At 62.7% G+C, this 21,771-nt stretch carries 13 protein-coding genes; 4 read left to right on the forward strand and 9 right to left on the reverse strand.

Annotated features, from left to right (window positions below; all coding sequences use genetic code 11):
- The first annotated feature begins 6 nt into the window (after window positions 1–6).
- Together ACZ5WW_RS01800 and ACZ5WW_RS01805 are read left to right on the forward strand one after the other, a co-directional pair.
- Complete coding sequence (locus ACZ5WW_RS01800; RefSeq protein ID WP_377169450.1) at window positions 7–207, forward strand: hypothetical protein; 201 nt, start codon at window positions 7–9, stop codon at window positions 205–207.
- Entirely contained in the window at window positions 191–3,841 is a 3,651-nt protein-coding gene (locus tag ACZ5WW_RS01805) for an FtsK/SpoIIIE domain-containing protein (RefSeq protein ID WP_377169452.1), read from the forward strand. Before ACZ5WW_RS01800 ends, ACZ5WW_RS01805 begins: the two co-directional genes overlap by 17 nt.
- 4 nt (window positions 3,842–3,845) lie before the next feature.
- Here the strand turns inward: ACZ5WW_RS01805 and ACZ5WW_RS01810 are convergent, their stop codons facing one another.
- From ACZ5WW_RS01810 to ACZ5WW_RS01820, 3 genes are all read right to left on the reverse strand, one after another.
- On the reverse strand, window positions 3,846–6,791 hold the full coding sequence (locus ACZ5WW_RS01810) for a hybrid sensor histidine kinase/response regulator (protein WP_377169454.1): 2,946 nt from the start codon (window positions 6,789–6,791) through the stop codon (window positions 3,846–3,848).
- A 130-nt stretch (window positions 6,792–6,921) separates the two neighbouring features.
- Entirely contained in the window at window positions 6,922–7,983 is a 1,062-nt protein-coding gene (locus ACZ5WW_RS01815) for a PA0069 family radical SAM protein (RefSeq protein WP_377169456.1), read from the reverse strand.
- A gap of 22 nt (window positions 7,984–8,005) precedes the next feature.
- Window positions 8,006–8,821, reverse strand: a complete 816-nt coding sequence (locus ACZ5WW_RS01820; protein ID WP_377169458.1) for a ParA family protein — start codon at window positions 8,819–8,821, stop codon at window positions 8,006–8,008.
- Window positions 8,822–8,873: 52 nt separating this feature from the next.
- Here ACZ5WW_RS01820 and ACZ5WW_RS01825 point away from each other — a divergent pair, with 52 nt between their 5' ends.
- Entirely contained in the window at window positions 8,874–12,023 is a 3,150-nt protein-coding gene (locus ACZ5WW_RS01825; protein WP_377169460.1) for an SNF2-related protein, read from the forward strand.
- A 59-nt stretch (window positions 12,024–12,082) separates the two neighbouring features.
- Here ACZ5WW_RS01825 and ACZ5WW_RS01830 read toward each other — a convergent pair whose 3' ends face one another.
- The 5 genes from ACZ5WW_RS01830 to ACZ5WW_RS01850 all read right to left on the reverse strand — a co-directional run bounded on the left by ACZ5WW_RS01830 (window position 12,083) and on the right by ACZ5WW_RS01850 (window position 19,103).
- Window positions 12,083–12,991 carry an alpha/beta hydrolase fold domain-containing protein gene (locus ACZ5WW_RS01830; protein WP_377169462.1) on the reverse strand — a complete coding sequence of 303 codons (909 nt, stop codon included), beginning with the start codon at window positions 12,989–12,991 and terminating at the stop codon, window positions 12,083–12,085.
- 187 nt (window positions 12,992–13,178) lie between these two features.
- Complete coding sequence (locus ACZ5WW_RS01835) at window positions 13,179–15,065, reverse strand: potassium transporter Kup (RefSeq protein ID WP_377169464.1); 1,887 nt, start codon at window positions 15,063–15,065, stop codon at window positions 13,179–13,181.
- 125 nt (window positions 15,066–15,190) lie between these two features.
- A complete protein-coding gene (locus ACZ5WW_RS01840; RefSeq protein ID WP_377169466.1) occupies window positions 15,191–17,290 on the reverse strand; it encodes a LamG domain-containing protein in 2,100 nt (699 codons plus the stop codon).
- Window positions 17,291–17,377: 87 nt separating this feature from the next.
- Window positions 17,378–18,163 (reverse strand): sialate O-acetylesterase, encoded by a 786-nt coding sequence (locus tag ACZ5WW_RS01845; protein WP_377169468.1) that lies wholly within the window; start codon window positions 18,161–18,163, stop codon window positions 17,378–17,380.
- Between the two features lie 106 nt (window positions 18,164–18,269).
- The gene (locus ACZ5WW_RS01850; protein ID WP_377169470.1) at window positions 18,270–19,103 is read right to left on the reverse strand and encodes an alpha/beta hydrolase; all 834 of its coding nucleotides are present in this window, start codon (window positions 19,101–19,103) and stop codon (window positions 18,270–18,272) included.
- A gap of 578 nt (window positions 19,104–19,681) precedes the next feature.
- Here ACZ5WW_RS01850 and ACZ5WW_RS01855 point away from each other — a divergent pair.
- The gene (locus ACZ5WW_RS01855; protein ID WP_377169472.1) at window positions 19,682–20,920 is read left to right on the forward strand and encodes an NAD(P)/FAD-dependent oxidoreductase; all 1,239 of its coding nucleotides are present in this window, start codon (window positions 19,682–19,684) and stop codon (window positions 20,918–20,920) included.
- Window positions 20,921–20,983: 63 nt separating this feature from the next.
- On the opposite strand, the gene ACZ5WW_RS01860 is transcribed toward ACZ5WW_RS01855, so the two are convergent.
- Complete coding sequence (locus ACZ5WW_RS01860; RefSeq protein WP_377169474.1) at window positions 20,984–21,442, reverse strand: GNAT family acetyltransferase; 459 nt, start codon at window positions 21,440–21,442, stop codon at window positions 20,984–20,986.
- Window positions 21,443–21,771: the final 329 nt, after the last annotated feature.

Raw genomic sequence — 21,771 nt, forward strand, 5'->3', positions numbered from 1 at the left:
GCCCTCATGAATCTCATCCAAAACGCCCGCGAGCTTTCCGAGCACTGGCATGCCACCAAGGTGCACTGGCGCGATGCCAAGGCGCTGGAGTTTGAAAAGACGTATCTGGAGCCGCTGCCCGGCCTCGTCACCAAGACCGGCGCCATGATCAACGAACTCGAAAACCTGCTCCGAAAGATCCGCAAAGACTGTGAACAGCTCCCCTGACCTTCGCTCCTCTCGCATTGCCTCCCTGCACACTTCGCTGCGTGAAACCGTGGGTGATTTCTCCACGCGCAGCGAGCAGATCTCCCGTGAGACCCGCTCCAAACGCTACACCTCAGAGCAGGCCCATCTCCAGCAGCTGGAGGCCTTTGACGCGCAGCACGCCGCCACCGTCAGTGAAATGGCGGCCCAGTGGGACGAGTACGTGAAAACCATCCACGCACGCCATGCGGTGCGCCGGACTTCCTTCAAACGCTACGAAGACCGCATCAAGCGCGATCTCCAGGCCATGGTGCAGAAAGAGCGCGAGCGCTGGCTCGGCAGGCAGCAGATGCGCCGTGTGCATGCAGACGCCATCCGCAAGCGCGGCCTCCAGCAGCTCGAGCACAGCGCCGACGCCCTGCTTGTGCGCCTGACCGCGGCGAAAGAGCGCCTGCTCGCGGTGCTCAAAGCCACCGGCGAACGCCTCGGCCGCAAGACCGCCCCCGCACCCAACACCAGCCTCACCCTGGCGGACATCCCCGCCCGCATCGCCGACATCGAGGGCCATGCGCAGGGCCTCGAAGAGCAGCTCGCCTCCGGCAAGAGCTCCGGCATGTTCAAGATGTTCTCCAAACCCCGCGTGGACTTGCTGGAGCTCAGCGCCGCCGTGCTGGACTATGAAACCTGCCTGCAGGAGCTCCATGCCGCCAAAGACGCCGCCGCAGCCCAGCTCCAGGCCGAATTTGAACACACGGACGCCCTCGTCACCGCCGACTGGAACCGCACGGAGGAAGTGGCGGAAAAATATCGGCTGGCCATGCTGCGCAGGCTTGCCACGCAGATCCCCGCCTGCCTCGCGCGCAACGAGCGCCTGCTCGTCCGCAATGTGCAGCGCTTTGAGGTGCAGAAGGCCGCCGCCCTCGCCCAGGTCAGCGCCCCGCTGCTGCATGAGCGCCAGCAGATTTGCGAACAGCACGAGGCCACCATGCACAGCATGCAGGCCACCGCCCAGCAGCGCTGGTACAAACTGCAGGCCGAGTGGAACGAAAAAATCCCCCCGCTGCTCGCCACCGTGGATGAGGTCACGCAGGCCCCCACCGCGCAGCTGCAGCCTTGGAGCGCCACATATCAGCCGCACGAGGCCTTTCCCTCCGCCGTTCGCCTCGGGGAGCTCACGCTCGATCTCAGCCCTCAGGCCGCCTTCTTCGCCAAGGAGACGCCCTTTGACCTGCGCAGCCACGAGCGCATCTCCCTGCCGCTCGCCCTTGCCTTCCCGCAGGAGGGCTCCCTGCTCATCGAAACCGATGACGATGGCGGCAAATGGGTGGCTGATGTGATGAACAACGCCATATTCCGTCTGTTCTCCCAGGCACCTCCGGGCAAGGTGCACTTCACCATCATCGACGCCGTCGGCCTCGGGCAGAACTTTGCCGGACTCATGCATCTGGCAGACTACGAGCCCGCCCTCATCAACCGCCGCATCTGGACGCAGCGCGACCAGATCGAAGAGCGCCTCGCCGAGCTCAATGAGCACGTGGAGAAGGTCATCCAGATGTACCTGCGCAATGAGTACGCGACCATCACCGAGTACAACGAGCAGGCCGGCAGCGTGGCTGAGAAATACCATTTCCTGGTCATCGCCGGACTGCCCGCCGCTTTCAGCGAGGCGTCCATGGCGCGGCTCAAGAGCATCGTCATGAGCGGTGCGCGCTGCGGCGTGTTTGTGCTCATCCACTGGGACCGCCGCCAGCCGCTGCCAGAGGGGCTCAGCCCTGAGGACCTGCGCAAAAACTGCCTGCGCATTGTGCGGGAGCGGGGTGTTGTCAGCTTCAATGGCATCCGCACCCTGGAGCTGGATGCGCCGCCGCCAGACGCCGTCGCAGCAGAGCTCGCGCATCAGATCGGCCAGGCCAGCATCGACTCCAACCGTGTGCAGGTGCCCTTCAGCGTCGTCACTCCCAAGGAGCTCTGGTCGGAAAGCACCACCAATGAACTCCGCATCGCCATCGGCCGCACCGGTGCGACCAAGCTGCAGTACCTTGCCATCGGCAAAGGCACGCGCCAGCACGCCTTGCTCGCAGGTAAAACGGGTTCCGGCAAGTCCACGCTGCTGCACATCATCATCACCAATCTCGCGCTGACCTGCAGCCCGGACGAGGTCGAGTTCTACCTCATCGATTTCAAGAAGGGCGTGGAGTTTAAATGCTACGCCGACGCCAAGCTGCCGCACGCCAAGGTCATCGCCATTGAGAGCGACCGCGAATTCGCCCTCAGCGTTCTCCAGCGCATCGATGAAGAACTTCGCCGCCGTGGCGAGCTCTTCCGCAAAGCCGGCGCGCAGGATCTCGCCGGGTACAAGCGTGTCCCAGGCACCGAGCCCATGCCGCGCACCATGCTCATCATTGATGAGTTTCAGGAATACTTCACCGAAGATGACGCCGTCGCCCAAGGCGCTGCGTTGCTGCTGGACCGCATCGTGCGTCAGGGCCGCGCCTTCGGCATCCACGTCTTCCTTGGCTCCCAGACGCTCGGCGGTGCCTACACGCTGGCCCGCACCACGCTCGGGCAGATGGTCATCCGAATCGCCCTTCAGTGCAACGAGGCCGACGCCGCCCTCATCATGGACGACAGCAACACCGCGCCGCGTCTGCTCTCGCGCCCTGGTGAAGGCATCTACAATGACGCCGCCGGTGCCGTGGAAGGGAACAGCCCCTTTCAGGTTGTCTGGCTCACCGACGAAGAGCGGGATGCCAGCCTCGTCAAAGTCACCCAGATTTCCCAGGAGCGTGGCTTCAGCCGCAAGCGCCCCATCATCTTCGAAGGCAACATGCCCGCCGACGTGCGCGACAACGCCCTGCTCTCCGCCGCTTTGGAAAATCCACCCGCCAAGGCGCCTGCGGACCCCAAATGCTGGCTTGGCATGCCCAATGCCATCAAAGGCCCCACCGAAGCCATGTTCCCGCGTCAGAGCGGCCGCCACCTGCTGCTCGTCGGCCAGAACGACGAAGCCGTCGCCGCCATCATCGGCCTCGGCATGCTCGCGCTCGCCGCGCAGCATCCGCGCTCCGCTCAGCCGAAGTTCTACCTCATTCACGGCGCGCTCGCCGGCACCCCCGACTGCGTGTTCCTCGAAAGCATCGCCCAGGGCCGTGCGCAGATTTCGCAGGGGCATGAGGCTCCCGAATTTATCGCGGAGATCCACGCCGAAATGAAGCGCCGCAGCGATGAAGGCAGTGCAGGGGATCCGCCCATCTACCTCTTCATCCATGGCCTGCAAAAGTTCCGCAAGCTGCGCTACGAGGAGGACTTCTCCTTTGGCGGAGACGACACGCCCAAGCCCGGCAACCAGCTCAACGAGATCATCTCCGAAGGCCCGCCGCTCGGCATCCACCTCATCACCAGCCTCGACACCCTCAACAACGTCAACCGCTCCCTCAGCCGCAAAGCCGTCAGCGAGCTCGGCATGCGCGTGCTCTTCCAGATGAGTGCCAACGACTCCGCCAGCCTCATCGACTCACCCAAGGCCAGTACCCTCGGCCTCCACCGCGCTCTCTTCTACAGCGAACACGAGTCACGCCTCGAAACCTTCCGCCCCTTCGCCCTGCCGGACGGCGGCTGGATCGCGGACGCGCTGAATGCGCTGGCGGCAGGCTGATCCCTCACTCAATCTCCTTCTCAAACGCCAGAAGCGCCTCCCGCAGCTTGGCGATCTCTTCCGTCACTTCCGCGAGCAGCCTGCCCGCCTGCAGGAGGTTGCCCCTGCGTGCGCACTGGGTGAGGGCGCACACGGCGTTGTAGGCCGGGGTGGCGGCGTAGTTGCCCACCAGACCCTGGAGGGAATGCGCGGCGTGGTGCAGCGCCTCGGCGTCCAGCTCATGCAGCGCCAGGCAGGCGTTGCCGAGCATGGGCTGCGACTCTTCGAAAAACAGCCGGATCAGCTCCAGCATCAGCGGGCCGTCGCCGATGTTGTCGGCAAACGCCTCCGCGTCAAACACCGGAGCCTCGCGACCGCAGCTGCTGGGCAGGGGATCGGCTGTTTCGTCATGGCTGCGGCTGGCGTATTTTTCCAGCAGCGGGTAGAGCTGCGCGGAGTGGATGGGCTTGGCGATGTAGTCGTCCATGCCGGCGGCCAGGCACTGCTCGCGGTCGCCTTTCATGGCATTCGCCGTCATCGCGATGATCGGGATGTGACCTCCGGTGCGCGCTTCGTTCTCGCGGATGGCCTGCGTGGCCTCCAGCCCGTTCATCTCGGGCATCTGGATGTCCATGAGGATGGCGTCAAAGGTCTGGCTGGCCAGCAGCTCCAAAGCCTCGCGCCCGTTGCCGGCCAGTGTGACGTGGTGGCCGCGGTCCTCCAGCATCTTGATGGCGATGATCTGGTTCACCCGCCCGTCTTCGGCTAGCAGCAGCTTCATCGGCGCCGCGCTTTGCTGTCCTGCCGTGTCATGCACGAGGCCGGTTTTCTCATCGGCCACCAGGCAGCCCATCACACGGCTGATGGTGTCGAGCAGATCCGAGTGCTTCACAGGCTTGGTCAAGCAGCGCTCATACACCAGGTCTTTGTCGCCGATCTGCGCGGTCAGATTGCCGCCGGAGGAGAGGATCAGGATCTTCGGTGCGGTGTCGCCGAGCCGTTGCCTCGCCTGGCGGCAGACCTCCGCGCCGTCCATCTCCGGCATCATGAGGTCCAGCAGCATCAGCGGCACGGGCCTGCCATCCGCCTGCGCTTTTTCCAGGATGTCCAGAGCCTCCGCTCCGCTGGTGGCCAGCACCGGCTGCAGCTCCCAGCTCCTGAGCATCTCTTCGAGGATCGTGCGGTTCGTCGCGTTGTCATCCACCACTAGCACCTGGTGGTCGCGCAGCTTTTCGGGTAGCAGTCGTGTGGCGTGCGGTTTTTGCGGGGCCAGCTCAAACTGCGCCGTGAAATGAAAGGTGCTGCCCCTGCCAGGCTCGCTTTCCAGCCACATGCGTCCCTCCATCAGCTCTGCGAGCTGCCTGGAGATGCTGAGGCCCAGCCCCGTGCCGCCAAAGCGGCGCGTCGTGCTGCTCTCCGCCTGCGTGAAGGATTCAAACACATGGGCCTGCTTCTCCTTGGCGATGCCGATGCCCGTGTCAGACACCTTCACATGCAGGGTCACCTGCGTCTCCGTCCGGCTCTCCAAGCGCAGCTCCACCACCACCTCTCCCCGGGGGGTGAACTTGATGGCATTTCCTACCAGATTTAAAATGATCTGTCTCAGGCGGCCGATGTCGCCGATCAGGCAGTCCGGCACGTCGGGCTTCACCAGGTAGGCCAGCTCGATCTCCTTTTCCGCAGAGCGGATCGCCAGTGTCTGCAGGGTGTCGCCAATGGAGTCGCGCAGGTCAAACTCATGCTTTTCCAGGTCCATCTTGCCCGCTTCGATCTTGGAGAAATCCAGGATGTCATTGAGCACCGTCATCAGCGAGTCCGCAGACTGCCGCACGAGGTTCAGGTACCCGCGCTGGTCTGGGGTCATGCGGGTGTTCAGCAGCAGCTCGGTCATGCCCAGCACGCCGTTCATGGGGGTGCGGATCTCGTGGCTCATGTTGGCCAGGAAGGTGCTCTTGGCCTGGTTGGCGGCCTCGGCTGCCGCGCGCGCCATGCGCAGGTCGTCCTCGGCCTGGATGCGCAGGGTGATGTTGCGCGCCGCCGCGTAGATCGCCGTCTTGTCGGCATTCGGCGCGGCTGTCCACTCGATCCAGAGATAGCAGCCGTCCTTGTGCAGGTAGCGGTTGACGAAATTGACGAGATTCAGCCCGGCCTCCAGCTGGCCCATGGCGTCCACCGTCTTGGGCCGGTCCTCCGGGTGTACAAAATGGAGGAAGGGCCTGCTGAGCATCTCCTTCACCGTGTAGCCCAGCGTGTTGTAAAAGGCGGGGTTGATGCGCTTGAAGTACCCGTCCATGCCCGCGATGCAGAGCATGTCCAGCGCCACCTGAAAGAAGGGGCCCAGCCCGCTGCTGGCCTCCTCCGCCTCGCGTTTTGCCCGTACGAGTTCGTCTTCCACACGCTCGCGCATAGCCAGCTGCTGCACCAGCTCCTGCTTCGTCTGCTGCAGTTCGGCCATGGACTGCTCCAGCAGCGCCTTCTGCGATGCCAGTGCAGCGTTGGCCTTGTAAAGAGCCTCCTCAGTTTCCTTCAGCGCTGTGATGTCCTTCGAAATGCCGCAGGTGCCGATGATGCCGCCATCCGCATCGCGCAGCGGGATCTTCGTCACCAGCGCCCAGCCGGTGCGTCCGTCCAGCAGCCGCTTTTTCTCCTCCTTGCCGGTGATGGATCTGCCCCGCCGCATCAGCTCCAGCTCATCCTCCATGGCCGCCTGCGCCAGCGAGTGCTCAAAGTAGTCGAAGTCCGTCTTGCCGATCACTTCTGCCGGATCAGCGGCCCCCAGATACTCGGCCTCAGAGCGGCTCACCAGCACAAACGCCCCCTGCCTGTCCTTGAAGTAAATGCGGTCGGGAATGTAATCCAGCAGGCAGCTCAGCAGCTTGTAGTGCTCTTCAATGCTCGACAAACTCGGCGCACAGACAGCCGCAGTGGCTCTGTCCGCCGGTGCATGGGCTGGCTGGGCGACGTCAGGCATTGATTACTTATTAAGCGTCCTTGGCAAAATTGGCAAAATAAAGTACTCATGAGCTTTAGCTCATTCTGGAAGCCTGAGACCTATTCCAGAATCCAGAACGAACTGAAGTTCGGAAGCACTTTGCCGATCCTCAAAACAGCTCCATCTGCCCGCCCGGATCACGCGGCCGGCGAAACGCCTCCGCACTCACCTCCGGCCTTCGTTGCAGCATGCCAGCGCGCCTGAGCGAGACCTTGAAAAGCGCCGCCGTTTGCTCCGACCACACGCCCACGCCTTTGAGCCGTTTGCCAAACTCGCCGTGCGACAGGGTGCCGCCCTGCGTCTCCTCGATGCGGCTGAGGATCTTGTCCTTCATGCCGGGAAAGTTCTGCTCCAGCCAGGTGCGAAAGACATCCTTCACGGCAAAGGGCAGGCGCACCACGGTGTAGCCTGCAAACTGTGCCCCCGCTGCATGCGCGGCCTCGATGAGCGCGGGGATCTCCGAGTCATTCAGTCCGGGGATGATCGGCGCGGTCGCCACTCCCACGGGCACCCCGGCCTCGTGCAGAGTGCGTATGGCCTCCAGCCGCATCTTCGGCGCTGACGCGCGCGGCTCCAGCTTGTGTGCGAGCTCCGGTTTGAGCGTGGTGATCGATATGTAAACCGCCGTTGCCTTGTGCTGCGCCAGCTCGGCCAGCAAGTCCACATCCCGCGTGATGAGGTGGTTCTTGGTGATGAGCACCACGGGGTGGCGGCACTCGGCCAGCACCTCCAGGCAGCCGCGGGTGATGCGCAGCTTTTTCTCGATAGGCTGGTAGCAGTCCGTGACGCCGCTGAGCGAGAGGGTCACCGGTTTGTAGGAGGGCTTCAGCAGCTCGGCGCGCAGCAGGGCAGGGGCGTTCTCCTTGACCATGATGCGGGACTCGAAATCGACCCCGGCGGAGAAGCCCAGGTACTCATGCGTGGGCCGTGCGTAGCAGTAGGCGCAGCCGTGCTCGCAGCCGCGGTAGGGGTTCAGGCTGGCCTCAAAGGGCAGGTCGGGGCTGCTGTGCCGCGCGATGATGCTGGAGGAATGATCGCGCAGAAACTTGGTGGCGACTTTCTCCGGTGCCTCGCCCGGATCATAGTCCACATGCAGCTCCGCGAAACGCTGGTCCGGATTCAGCGCCGCGCCGCGTCCATGAATGCCGGGTCCAGGTGCGGGCGTCTGCATGACACCAAGTCCCTCGTGGGGGTTAGGCGGCCACCTCGGTGGGAAGCGGGCCGGGCGCCTGGATCGGGGCGCCGGAGCGCCGCGCCAGAAACTCCTCTGCCAGCGCCCGGTAGGCCTGCGCTCCGCGACCGGAAGGCTCGTACTCGATGATGCTTTTGCCAAAGCTGGGCGCCTCGCCGAGGCGCACGGTGCGCGGGATCAGCGTCTGGTAGCAGGTTTCGGCAAAGTAGTTGCGCACGTCATTGACCACCTGGTTTGCCAGATTGGCGCGGCTGTCATACATCGTCATGACGATGCCCTCCAGCAGCAGGTTCGGGTTCGCCCCGCACTCGCGGATCTGCTGCACCACGTTCACGATCTTGGAAAGGCCTTCCAGCCCGAAGTACTCGCACTGGATGGGCACCAGCAGCTCATCCGCCGCCGCCAAGGCACCGGTCATGAGCACCCCGAGGGAGGGCGGGGTGTCCAGAATCGCGTAGTCGAAATGCCCGGAATCGCGCAGCGGAGCCAGCACGTCGCGCAGGCGCGCCATGTGGTTGCCCGCCTGCGCCAGCTCGATTTCACACCCGGCCAGCTCCTGGTGGGAGCGGATGATGGAAAGATTGGGCAGACGCGTGCTGCGGATGGCCTGGCGTGGGTCGGTGCCCTCCACCAGGGCGGAGTACAGGCTGCCGCCGTCTTCCTGGGCCAGTCCCAGCCCGCTGGTGGCGTTTGCCTGGGGATCGAGGTCCACCAGCAGCACCCTTACTCCTTTTTGGGTAAGGCATGCGGCGAGGTTCAAAGCGGTCGTCGTTTTACCGACACCGCCTTTCTGGTTGGAAATGGCGACAATCCTCATAGTTACTTGGCGCTGGACTTTGCAGATAAACCATGGGAGACGCCAGCACGAAATGGAAATCACAGAGAAATGGCTCGGAGAAATTGGCGGCTGGCAGGTGATGAAGGCCGCCCGCTCCTTGGTGGACGCAGGTCTGGCCGCCGTGACCAGCAGCAGCGACGGCCTGATCCGGGGCACGGCAGGCTCAGGAAAAATGAAATTCACCACCGGCCTGCGCATCCGCACCTCCTCCGATGTGGAAAATCTCTGCACCTGCCCCCACGCCCGCCGCAGCGGCATGATGTGCGAGCACGCCCTCGCTGTGGCACTCGCCCACGTCCGCGAGCAAAGCGGGGGCGGCAGGCCACGTTCCGGCGGACCAGGCAGTGCAGCAACGGCTTTAGCCAGCACCGGGGCGCGCGGCGCTACGACTGCTGGCGGCCCCCCCGCACCTGCCAAAGCCAGTGCTCCCATTCTCCAGCCCCTCCAGGTCTCCGGCCGCTACGCCATCTACCTCCCGGACACCCTCCTCCAGAGCCAGCTCCGCGAACCCGTGGGCGTCTTCATCAAATTTGAGGCTGGAGGCGAAAGCGAAACCTCCCGCCTCGCCGCCTGGCTCTTCTCCCAGGGGATCAAGCAGCCCCAGACCCTGCCCATATCGCTGAGGGGGGACAGCGTGAACACCTTCCTGCAGACCCTGGCCGAGCACCCCCGCGTGTTCATCGGCAGGCCGAATGGCAAAGAGCGCCCCCTCCATGTGGCTCCGGAGCTCGTCCGCCTGCCCCTTGTCGTCGAGATGGCCGACTCCCAAAACGTCCGTCTCCGCCTCGAGGGCGGTCAGCAGCGCCACGTGCTCGGTGCTTGGTGGCTCTGTCTGGAGACCGCCTCCCTTTTCCGCCATCTGGCAGACAGCCCCGCCCTCACCACCCTCGCCTCAGACCTCAGCCGTGGCCCTGTCACCCGCCCGCTGCGCTGGCTGGCAGAGCAGGGGGAGGCTCTCGGCGAGTGCTTCCAGATGGAGCTGCGCGGTGCCGGGCTCGAGAAATTCCACGTCGCCCCGGTCCCCTGCGAGTTCGAAATCCAGCTCGACGGCTCCCTCCAAGTCGTCGATGCCAAGGTCACCGCCCGCTACGCCACCCACCGATGGCCCGTGCGCCTCGGCGAGCCTCCTGCTTCTCTCTTTCCCATTCAGGACGAATCCAACATTTTTGTTTTTTACGCGCAGAACGTGGATGGCGAAATCCGTCTTCTCCGCCGTCTGGAAAGCCTTGGCTTCAAGCCTGAGGGCTCCCTCTGGCGTCTCCAGGGCAGCGAAAACGTCCTCCGCTTTTACGCCTCAGAGCTTGCTCTGCTCCGCCAAGTCGCCACCCTTGCCGAGGGGGAGCGCTGGCGCTCCGCCACGCGCGGCATCCAGCGCATCGCCCCCAAGACCCGCTTTGTCCCTCCCCCCGCTCAGGCAGAAGGCGGGCGCGCAGGTGGCGGCGACTGGCTCAGCATGGAGCTCGCCTACGAGTCTGCCGATGGCTTCCGCCTCCCCCGCGCCGAGGTCCTCCGACTCGTCCGCTCCGGCCAGAAATCGGTCCAAGGGGCCAATGGGAAGCGCTACATCCTCGATGTCGCTGCGGTGGATGATCTGGAGGAATCCCTGCGTGATGTCCCGCTAGAACTCACCCCCCATGGGGCACGGGTTCACGGAGCCCACGCCTCGTACTTCGGCCATGCAGACGTGGATCAAAGTAACGACATAAAAGTTACCACGGACGAAATTGGTTCCGAGATCGGTCCGCTCGCGGCCATGCTCCGCCCCTACCAGATGGAAGGCGTCTGCTGGATGACCTCCCGCGTGCTCCGTGGCCGGGGCGGCATCCTTGCAGACGAGATGGGTCTCGGCAAGACCGTGCAGAGCATCGCCGTCGCTCTCTTTTTCAAACAGCGCAAAGGCCCCCAGGGCGGCCCCGTCATGGTCGTCTGCCCCAAGTCCCTGCTCGCCAACTGGCAGTCCGAATTCGAGCGCTTTGCCCCCTCCCTCAAAGTGCTACTTGTGCAGGGTTCCGGGCGCGAAAAGGCCCTGAATTCCATCTCTGATTTTGACGTGATATTGACCTCTTATCAATTGATCATCAGAGATATTAAACATTACCAAACTATTCAGTTTGGTTTGGTTCTTTTGGATGAGGCGAGTTTCATCAAAAACCCCGACACCGATGCCGCCAAGACCCTCCGCAGCCTCCGATCCACCGGGCGGATCGCCCTCACCGGCACCCCCTTGGAAAACGGCGTGCGCGATCTCTGGTCCATCTTCCAGTTCACCCTCCCCGGCTACCTCGGCAATCAGAGCTCCTTCAAAGAGCGCTTCGAGACCCCCATCCAGTCCGGGCTGGACCTCCCCGCCGGGCGCGCCGCCGCCCTCCGCCTGCAAAAGCTCACACAACCCTTCTTCCTCCGCCGCACCAAGCGCCAGGTGCTCAAGGACCTGCCGGAAAAGATCGAGCAGATCCTCTGGTGCACCCCCAGCTCCGTGCAGAGCGAGTTTTACCGCAAGATCCTCGAAGAAGGCCGGGAGGAGATCAAGGCTGCCCGCCGCCGCTCCGGCCAGGGCGGGGCCAAGATGACCATGTTCACCGTCCTCCTGCGCCTCCGCCAGGTCTGCTGCGACCTCCGCCTCACCGGCGTGCAGTCGGACGTGCTCAAAGGCCTCGACCAGGATGACCTCTCCGGCAAATGGCCCGCCCTTCTGGGCCAGATCCAGTCCGTGCTCGAGTCCGGCGGCAAGCTCCTCGTCTTCAGCCAGTTCGTGCAGTTCCTGCGCCTCATGCGCGAACACCTGCGGGCCGAAAAGCTCGACCACGCTTATCTCGACGGCAGCAGCCAGGACCGCCCCGAGCAGGTGGCCCGCTTCCAGAAAGACTCCGCCTGCCGCATCTTCCTCATCAGCCTCAAGGCCGGCGGCTACGGCCTCAACCTCACCGCCGCCGACAACGTCATCCTCGCCGATCCCTGGTGGAACCCTGCCGTGGAATCCCAGGCCATCGACCGCGCCCACCGCATCGGCCAGCAGAAAGTCGTGAATGCCTACCGCCTCGCCATCCGTGGCACCGTGGAGGAGCGAATCCTCAAACTCCAGGCCCAAAAACGCGGCCTCGTGGAGGCCGCCCTCAATGATCAGACGCCGATGATGGAGGGGCTGACCGAGGGCGATCTCGAAGAACTGATCGGCCATTAAAACGAATGTCCAAATTCGTTCATCTCAGCCTGTTTCCAGCATGAAGTTGGAGGTTCGCTTTACCTCCCCAGCTTCTCCTTCAAAAACGAAAACAGGTTCGGGTACTTCATGTGCCCGTAGTCGTTGTTGTAGTTGATCTCGTGCTCGATCCCCACCGCCTTCAGCTTGTCCGCGATCCCCGCACCGAAGTTGCCGGAATGCACCGGGTCTTTGGCCGGCGGTTTGCCCAGGTCTGGAGCGCTGTCGTAAAACAGCAGCACCGGCGGGTCATCCACACTCGCCAGCGCGTAGGGTGAGAAGCGCTCGATCCACGGCATCAGGCTGTCCCGCTTCTCCAGAAACTCCTGCATGCTCCCCAGTCCAAATGCGTGATTGCCGTATTGGAGATTGGGGATCCACGCCAGCATCTGCTTCGGGTCCAGCGACGTCTGTGGTACAAAGGCCAGTACACAGCTCAGCCGCGTGGACTCATGCGCGATGGGATCGGCGCTCTTCGCGTCCGCCATATCTGGCGAGAAGCCCAGCCACAGCACCGTGAAGCCGCCCGCCGAGCCGCCGCAGCCGCCCACCCGCTTCTTGTCAAAGTGCCACTCCGCCGCCTTGCTGCGCACAAACTGCAGCGCCCGCGCGCAGTCGTCCAGGCAGGCCTTCACCGGCGGCGTGATGCCCTGCGCCTGCGCATCCGGGATGAAGCGGTAGTTGATCGACGCCACCGAGATGCCGTCATCCAGACACTGCTTGAGAAAGTCCGGGTTCGCCTTGTCGCCCGTCATCCACCCGCCGCCATGCACAAAGAAGAGCAGGGGAGTAGCACCACCGTCCGCCGCCTTCGCCTGGTAAAAGTCCAGCACCTGCTTCGCATGCTTCCCATAGGGCACATTCGCGTGGGTGGGAGCCGGCGTCTGGGCAAAGGCAGTGGCACCTGCCAGCAGGCAGAGCGTGGCAACGATGGGGAGGGGGGAGACCATAGGAAAACAAGGGTATCACTTCAACGCATGGGACTCAATGCCCGGCCTCGCGTATGTGAGGTTTTGGAACCTCAACAATCGATGGCTCGGCAATCCGTCAATCCATGCGCTGGTGCGCATCAAGTGCCTGCCCGATTGACGATTGCCGAACAGGGATTGTTTCTTTCAGAAGTGGGGATCCGCCCAGCTACACCTCCAGCTGAATCCCCAGCTCAATGACCTGCCGCGGCGGCAGGTCGAAATATCCGGTGGCTGGGCGGCTCATGCGGGAGAGGGTGACGAAGAGCTTCTTCCGCCACGCCGCCATCTTGCCGGGGCCGTTGGTCAGCAGCACCTCGCGGCTCTGGTAGAAGGTGATGCCGTTGCGCTTCACCTTGGTCTTTTCGCTCAGCGCAGCGCAGAGGTCGTTGAACACATCCGGCGGCTCGGCAAAGCCGTACAGCAGCACCACGCGGTAAAACTCTTCGTGGTATTCGCTGATCTCGTGGCGCGATTCTTTGCAGACGTATGGCACGTCCGCAAACTTCACGCTCAGCAGCACCACCTGCTTGTGCAGCGCCTTGTTGTGCTTCAGGTGGTGCAGCAGCGCCAGCGGCAGGCCATCTGCGCTGGCAGACATGAAGACGGCGGTGCCGGGCACGCGGATGATGCGGTCTCGTTTGATTTCATCGACCAGATGCACCACCGGCAGGCGGCCGCGCTGCATGGCCTGGAAGAGGATGGCGCGCCCGTCCGTCCAGGTCTTCATGATGACCCAGATGCATGCTGCGACGGCCAGCGGGAACCACGCGCCCTGCATGAATTTGATCAGGCTGCCGGAGACGTACCCCAGCTCGATGCAGGTAAAGACCAGCACCGGCAGAAAGGCCTTCCAGAACGACCAGCCCCAGATGCGGCGGGCCACAAAGTAGAACAGGACGCTGGTGAGAAACATCTCCATGGACACCGAGAGTCCGTACGCGGAGGCCAGATTGCTGGAGGTCTCAAAGCCGATCACCAGCGCGATGCAGGCCACCATGAGGAGGAAATTCACCTGCGGCATGTAGATCTGCCCACGCACATCCGGATTGGTGTGGATGATCTTCAGGCGCGGCAGGTAGCCCAGCTGCACCGCCTGCTGCGTGAGCGAGTAAACGCCGGTGATCATGGCCTGAGAGGCGATGATGGTGGCTGCCGTGGCCAGGATGATCATGGGCACCAGCAGCGGCTGCGGCACCAGCCTGAAGAAGGGATGCTCCAGCGCGGCGGGATCGCTGATGACCAAAGCCCCCTGGCCGAGGTAGTTGAGAATGAGGGACGGATAGACCAGGATGAACCAGGCGCGCTTCAGCGGTTTGGCGCCAAAGTGGCCGATGTCGGCATACAGCGCCTCACAGCCTGTCACCGCCAGCAGCACCATGCCCATGATGACGATGCCGTGGCTGCCATGGTGCATGAGGTAGTACAGGCCCCAGTGCGGAGACAAGGCCGCAATGACCTCCGGATGCTGGATGTAACGGTAAAACCCCATCCCGGCCAGCGCGCTGAACCACAGGATCATGATCGGGCCAAACGCCACGCCAATCCGCGCCGTGCCATGCTTCTGCACCATGAACAGTCCAAAAATGATCGCCACGGAGATGTACACGATCACGTGCTGCGGCAGCCCGGCGCTGATCTGCTTGATCCCCTCCACGGCTGAAAGCACCGAAATGGCCGGTGTGATCATGCCGTCCCCGTACAGCAGCGCGGCACCAAAGAGCACCACCAGCACCACAAAGGCCGTGGACTTGGGTGTGAGCGCCTCTTTTTGGGAGCGCAGCAGGGACAGCAGGGCAAACATCCCCCCTTCTCCCTGGGCCGTGGCATGGCTGAGCAGGCCCAGGTATTTGACCGAGACCATGAGCGTGAGCGACCAGAACATGAGCGAGATCGGCCCATAGATCATGTCCACCCCGTCCCGACCTGGCACGTAACCCGCATGCGTGAGGCATTCCCTCAGCGCATAAAGAGGACTGGTACCGATGTCCCCGAATACCACACCCAAAGCGACAAGGGCCAGGGTCCAACTGTTTGAGTTTTTGTGTTCTGACATGAGGAATCTTCAGGACACTCCCGAAGCCCTGTTTGAATCAGGGACTGCTGCTGATACCCAGCGGCAGGCCGTATGCAAGGGACACTTCCGCGCAGAATCCTGCGCATATGAACAGGCCTTGGGGCTTAGGGAACCTTCAGTTTGCCGATCTCCTCGGCCGTCAGCGCCCGGTCAAACACCGCGATTTCATCCAGCCTCCCCTCCCAGTTCGAGTCACTGTCACTGCGCCCGCCAAAGAAGCAGTCCGCAGCGGGCTGTGTGCTTGCGAGGTGTGCCTCTGTCTCAAACTCGAGCGCGCCATTGAGGTAGGCACGCACCTTGCCCCCGTCTCGCACCAGCACCAGGTGCTGCCACTGCCAGCGTGGGATCTCCGTTTTGCCAGCGGTCAGGTTTTTGGGGTCGGTGCCGGTGAAGTAGATCAGCCTGCCCGTGCTGCCGCTTTTTCCGCCGATGCCCAGGTGCTCTCCCGAGACGCCCAGCCCGTGGTCATCCCCACGGGAAAACAGCCAGCCGCTGGTGTCACGGCCCTCGTTCGGCATGCCGTTCCAAAACCACAGGGAGACGGAATACCGGCTGCCCAGCTCTGCCAAGTGCGAGCGGATGCGCGCACCCACCAGATGCGGAGCGCGGTTGGTGGCTCCTTCCGCGCAGAAGCCTGCGGACTTCGGCCCTTCAAGATAGTAGGCTACGTCCCGCTCATACACCGCGTCTTTGCCGTGGGGGCTCGCGTCTGCAGCCACCGGGCCGGTGAACTCATTCAGCCGCCAGTAGGCCGCCGGTTTCAGCGCCAGCACCGCCTGGGTGGCCTTTCCAGCGGGCAGCCTCCACAGCCTGCGCTGCTGGCCTGTGACTTTTTCCAGTGCCGCGATGGCTGCACCTGCGATCTTGGGCTCTGCATTCACCTCCAGCCCGGCGGAGCGCGCCGCCCAGGTGTTGTAGCCGCCCCAGGCATGCATTTCCGGCGGCGGGATGTAGCCGTCCCCGCCATTCGCCAGCTCGATCACCATCGTGCGGGGCAGGGGACTCGCCGCCTTGATCTTCAGCCCTGTGATGGCGTAGGTCTCATTCGGTGTGGTGGCGATGCCGATGTCTCCGAGCCGCAGCGCCTGCACCACGATCTCCGTCTGCTGCCGCTCATGCAGGAGGATCTGCTCCCGTGCATAGACCTCCGTCTGCGTTTTTGCCAGCCGGTCCCCCATCTCAGCCACCACACGCTGCGCCCATTCGAGCCGCTGCTTGTCCGGGGTGCGGTATTGCAGCGTCATGCGCGTCTCTGTCATGGCGATGCTGGCAGGCTCCTCATACTTGATGCCGTCATACGCCTTCATCGCGATGTCGAGCAGCCCGTTCGTGTATTCATCGATGGTGGGCTTGGGCCGGTCCTTTTCAGGCACGGTGTAATCGACGCGGTAGATGTCCCCGCTGCAGCCGTGAGACATGATGCCCACCATTTTTCCCTGCGGGTCGATGCGCTGCTTCAGGCCGTCTGAAAACAGGCCGAAGTAATCTGCGCTGATGTCCTTGTCGCCAAAGTAGTGCATCGAAAAATTCGCCAGCACCGCCAGCGGTTTGCCCTCCTTCGTCTGGATCGAGATCAGGGAAAGGTCCGGATCCTCCGGTCCCGACTCGCCCGTCACATTATCCCAGTTGCTCCCGGCATGCATGTTGGCCCGCACGGACTTGTTTCCAAAGGGATCTTCCACCACGCGGTCCGGCCGGCGAATCCACTGCCGTAGCGCCGTGAACTCCGCCGCATTCGCTTTGGCAAAGCCGATGCGCGCAGGCACCATCGCCGCCTGCGCCGCCGCGATGGCCTCCACCAGCTTCTCCTTCAGAAAGGGCGTGTAGCTCGGGTCCGCCTCCGTGCCCAGGCAGCCCATGGAAGCCGGCGCTGAGTGCGCGTGCGTGGCGGAGATGAGCATGCGCTCCGCCGGGATGCCCGTCTTGGCGGCGGCCATTTTCTTCGCATCATCCAACACCTCGCGGCTCATCATGCAGCTGTCCGCCACCACGATGGCGATCTCCGTCTTGCCATCGCTGGCCACGATGGCCCGTGCATTCACCCGCGTGTTGATCTTGTCCACGTAGCGGCTCAGCATGCCGCCATTGACCAGCACCGGAAGCTTCGGCGGAGTGATGTCGATGACAGCCGCTCCCGCTTTGAATTCAGCATGGAGAGGTCCGGCGAGCAGCAGGGCGGCGAGGGGGAGAAGTAGGCGCGTCATGGTGCGTGTGAGTACGGCGCCGGAAGCGGTGCTTATTGTGCCCACTTCGCCGCCTTTTGTGATCTCCCGCCTCCATCTGCGGGCACCTCACTTCGTCATCTGCAGATAAGCCGCCGCGTAGCGTTTGCCCAGTTCACGGTAGGCCGCTGAGTCAAAGTGCACCTTGTCACCCTTGTGGTTCAGGCCCTCCGCCGTCACAAAGGCCGTGCGGGGGGCTGACTTCGGCAGGTCTTGGTGGGCCTTGTCCACCAGCACTTTCTCTGGCGACCACGGCACACCGTCAAACTTGCCCATCTGTCCGGCGATGAAGGGCACCTCCGGTGCCTTGACCAGCTCGCGCAGGCGGTTGATCAGGTCGTGCAGCTTTTCGCCGTACGCCGTCGCCAGCTCCGCCGTGGAGTCGCTCTCACCCTGATGCCACAGGATGCCCTTCAGCGTGCCCGCAGGCAGCGCCGTCTCCACACGCTTCACCATGTCATCCCATGGGTGGCTCTTCGTCGGCGGGTAAAAGACACCGGGCTTCCATGCATCAATCGGCGATCCACCCACCGCGCAGGGGATCAGCCCGATCGTCACGCCCGGATTCGCCTCGGCGACGATCTGGCCAAACGTCTTGCCCAGGCCCACGCCCGCTGCGGGTTTGTCAAAATGCATCGGGTCCATCGCAGGCACCCACTGGCCCTCCTTGCTCAGCATGAGCACACGTGGATTGACCACCTTGTCCTGCTCCTCCACCACCCCACGCCCGGCCATGTTGGACTGGCCCACGAGCAGGAAAAGGTAAAACTTGTCCTTGGCGGGAAGTGGAGCGTCAGCCGCAGAGGCGAAGACAGAGAAAAAGAAAGCCAGCAGGCAGATGAGGGGGCGGATCATAGTTGGGAAAGTTAAAAAGGAACGCCCGCGCGCACCTCTTTTTGCAGTGTTTCTAAAAGGTGCAGAGCCCGCTTCACCGCCTGGCCGTTTCACCCTTTCATCCTTATCACTTCAGCGTCTTCCGCAGCCACTCAATCATCTGCTTCTGATAATCCGACCCCAGCTTCTCCCAGCCGCCCATGCCATGGATGCCTCCAGGCACGACGATGGTCTCACAGCTGTTCCCCGCCGCTTTCATCTTTGCCTCAAAGTTCACGCTCTGCGACAGAGGCACCGTCTCGTCCTTGTCGCCATGGAGTTGCAGAAAAGGCGGCAGCCCGCCCTGGATGTGGTTCAGCGGCGAAATGTCCGCCAGCTTCTTCCACGCCGCGTCATTGAGTTCCTCCGTGCCGATGAGCCCGCCGAGGCCGCCCAGCGCTTTGCGCCTTTGCACCTGCACAGCCAGATCATGCGGCGCGTAAAACGGCACCACCGCCGCCACGCGCGTGTCGCCTTTGCCCGTGACTCCCGCCCATGACACGAGATGCCCCCCAGCAGACTCTCCGATGAGCGCGATGCGGCTCACATCCACCTTGTACTCCGCCGCATGCGCCTTCACCCACTTGATCGCGCTCGCCACATCATCCGCGCAGGCCGGCCACTGATGCTGTGGTGCGAGGCGGTAATTGATGGTGAACCACGTGAAGCCCGCCTTGGAGAGCGGCTCAAACAGCGGCTTGATGAACGAATGCTTGTCCCCCTTGGTGAAGCCGCCGCCATGCACGAGGATGCACGTCAGAAACGGCCCCTCGCCCTCCGGCACAAACGCATCCAGCGTCAGCGAGACATCCCCGGCCTTCGCGAATTCAATGTCCTGCTTCAATCCCGGCAGGGTGAAGGGTTTGTCGGCGGCGGGTAGGGCGGAGATGGCGAAGAAGCTGAAGAGCAGAAGCGGTTTCATGGTCGATACAACGGACCAATCGGTTCAGCTTTGCAAGCTGTTGGACAGATGGTTTTTGGCAGCAAGCAGTTTAAATGTTAGATTCGTCCATTATGACATTGCCGATTGTGATGGCCTCAATGGCTCTTTGTTTCGCCTGCCTGGCTGTTTCCTGCACGGAGGAAAAAAGCAGGTTTGAGTGGGCGTGCTTGCAGCAGATGGAGGCCCAGGAGAGATCGAATCACTCGGATGAAGCATTGATCTTTAAGAGTCTTCGTGATGTTGAAATGGTGGGTGTCAGGTCATCTCCGCGCATTTGGGTTTTGTTGAATCCAACCACTGAACCCTATTACAAACAGATGCCCAGCGTCGGGGATTATCGGCTATCCAAGGAGCAAATGGAAATCATAAGGCTGCGGTCAGGCATCTCATCCACGGTCCTGGCGGTGTTTGACAGTCATCGTGAGGAGCCCGAGTTCGCTCGTTAACTCTTTTGAGCATAGGGGCTGATGCAAGCTCTCTATGAATTTGAATTTCGATATTTGTTTCAATTTTTCCACCGCCATTGCGCTGTCTCGTTCGAATGCTCTATTAAAAGCATGAAACAGCAGCGTGTCTTGATACTCGGAGGCGGCTTTGCCGGGCTGGAATGTGCCAAAGGATTTCCCGAAGAACGCTTCTCCGTCACCTTGGTGGACCGCTGGAATCACCACCTCTTTCAGCCGCTGCTCTACCAGGTGGCCACCGGAGGCCTCGCCATGACCGACATCGCGCAGCCGCTTCGCTCCATTCTCTCCGATTATAAAAACGTCACCACCTTGATGGACGAGGTGCAACGCATTGATCTCGATGCCAGGCAGGTTCACCTGAAGGAGCAGGTGCTGGAATACGACTACCTCGTCATCGCCCTCGGTGCGAAGACCGGCTACTTCGGCCACAACGAATGGGCCGCGCACACGCTCGGGCTCAAGAGCCTGGATGATGCCATGAAAATCCGCAAGCAGGTGCTGCTCGCCTTTGAGCAGGCCGAGTGCTCGAATGATCCTCAGACAACGGCACGCCTGCTGACGATGGTCATTGTGGGGGGCGGTCCCACCGGCGTTGAGATGGCGGGCTCACTCGCCGAACTCGCGCAGCAGGTGCTGAAGGAGGACTTCCGCCGCATCGATCCCTGCCAGGCGAAAATCCACCTCATCGAGGCCGGGCCCAAGCTCCTCGCCACTTTCCCCGGCGGCCTGCCAGACTACGCCAGCAAGCATCTGGAGTACCTCGGCGTCACCGTGCACCTGAATACCTCCGTCAAAGAAGTCGGTGCAGGCTATGTCATCACCGGCGATCAGCGCATCGAGACCGATACCGTCATCTGGGCCGCAGGTGTGGAGGCCAGCGGGATCACACGCACGCTGGCCGGCATCCCGCTGGATCGCGCAGGCCGCATCCAGGTCCAGCCAGACCTCAGTCTCCCCGGCCATCCCGAAGTCTTTGCCGCAGGCGATCTCGTGGCGCTGACCGATGCCAAAGGCGTCCGCGTGCCCGGTGTCAGCCCCGCCGCCATCCAGATGGGCCGCTTCATCGCCAGGACCATCCTCAATGAAGGCATGTCCGTGCCTCGCTCCTCCTTCACCTATCTCGACAAAGGCACCATGGCCACCATCGGCCGCAGCGCCGCCGTCGTCAGCTTTGCCGGCATGCATCTTCGCGGCATGCTCGCCTGGCTCATGTGGCTCTTCGTTCATCTCCTCTTCCTCATGGGCATGCGCAATCGCGCCATCGTCTTCCTCCACTGGGTCTGGTCCTACATCACCTGGCAGCGCGGCGCGCGGATCATCCAGCCGTGAACATGAGATGGAGCACGGAATGTATTCCGCAGCTCGCCGCCAAGGGCCAAATGCAGGATCTGATCAATCAACGGGTGTTTCATGCCTGGGCGAATCCTTCACCAGCCGCTTGCCCAGGCTCACCACGTCATCGACACCAAAACCCAGCGACTCATAGAAGGCGATCACCGCCGAATTGCTCTTCCGCACCTGCAGGTTGATCTTCGGGCAGCCTGCCTCTCGTAGCAGCTTCTCCGCATGCTCCATCATCTGCCGCGCCAGCCCCTGCCGCCGCAGGTCTGGATGCACCGCCAGGTAGTTGATCCAGCCTCGATGGCCCTCATATCCCGCCATGCAAGTGGCAACGACGCTGCCCTCAACTTCTCCCACCAGAAACCACTCCGGATTCACCTGCAGCTTTCGCGCAATGTCCGCCGCAGGAGCATTCTGCGGCACCACCAGCCCGCAGACTTCCCACAGCGCGATCACCGCCGCTTCATCAGCGGCATCAAAGGAGCGGATTTGAAAAGATTGCGTGCTCATGACCGGTGAAATCTGAACTCCTAATCATGACACATCAAACGTTGGCATGTCAGCAGATTTCAGATGCTAGCCGGGGCGATGAGGCCCACTTCCTTTTCCTCCTTCTGATGCGGCCCGCATTCCTCGTGTCCTTCTGCCTGGTGCACCCATTGACTTTTTCAAGCCGTATGTTATGTAACCACAGCGTCTTATGACACCACGCCTCTCCATCATCATATTTCATTCCGCCCGGCTGCGGCCAGGGCTCGGGATGATTATGTCATAGAGGACAGAAGTCAGATATCGCTGCTATCCCCGGGAGCCCTGAATGCCGCCAGTCTGCATCAGGG

This window comes from Prosthecobacter fluviatilis (assembly GCF_055388355.1).

Coding starts and splice junctions, on each gene's coding strand:
- ACZ5WW_RS01800 (WP_377169450.1), top strand. CDS start 7: ATGAATCTCATCCAAAACGCCCGCGAGCTTTCCGAGCACTGGCATGCC.
- ACZ5WW_RS01810 (WP_377169454.1), bottom strand. CDS start 6,791: ATGCCTGACGTCGCCCAGCCAGCCCATGCACCGGCGGACAGAGCCACT.
- ACZ5WW_RS01815 (WP_377169456.1), bottom strand. CDS start 7,983: ATGCAGACGCCCGCACCTGGACCCGGCATTCATGGACGCGGCGCGGCG.
- ACZ5WW_RS01820 (WP_377169458.1), bottom strand. CDS start 8,821: ATGAGGATTGTCGCCATTTCCAACCAGAAAGGCGGTGTCGGTAAAACG.
- ACZ5WW_RS01825 (WP_377169460.1), top strand. CDS start 8,874: ATGGAAATCACAGAGAAATGGCTCGGAGAAATTGGCGGCTGGCAGGTG.
- ACZ5WW_RS01830 (WP_377169462.1), bottom strand. CDS start 12,991: ATGGTCTCCCCCCTCCCCATCGTTGCCACGCTCTGCCTGCTGGCAGGT.
- ACZ5WW_RS01835 (WP_377169464.1), bottom strand. CDS start 15,065: ATGTCAGAACACAAAAACTCAAACAGTTGGACCCTGGCCCTTGTCGCT.
- ACZ5WW_RS01840 (WP_377169466.1), bottom strand. CDS start 17,290: ATGACGCGCCTACTTCTCCCCCTCGCCGCCCTGCTGCTCGCCGGACCT.
- ACZ5WW_RS01845 (WP_377169468.1), bottom strand. CDS start 18,163: ATGATCCGCCCCCTCATCTGCCTGCTGGCTTTCTTTTTCTCTGTCTTC.
- ACZ5WW_RS01850 (WP_377169470.1), bottom strand. CDS start 19,103: ATGAAACCGCTTCTGCTCTTCAGCTTCTTCGCCATCTCCGCCCTACCC.
- ACZ5WW_RS01855 (WP_377169472.1), top strand. CDS start 19,682: ATGAAACAGCAGCGTGTCTTGATACTCGGAGGCGGCTTTGCCGGGCTG.
- ACZ5WW_RS01860 (WP_377169474.1), bottom strand. CDS start 21,442: ATGAGCACGCAATCTTTTCAAATCCGCTCCTTTGATGCCGCTGATGAA.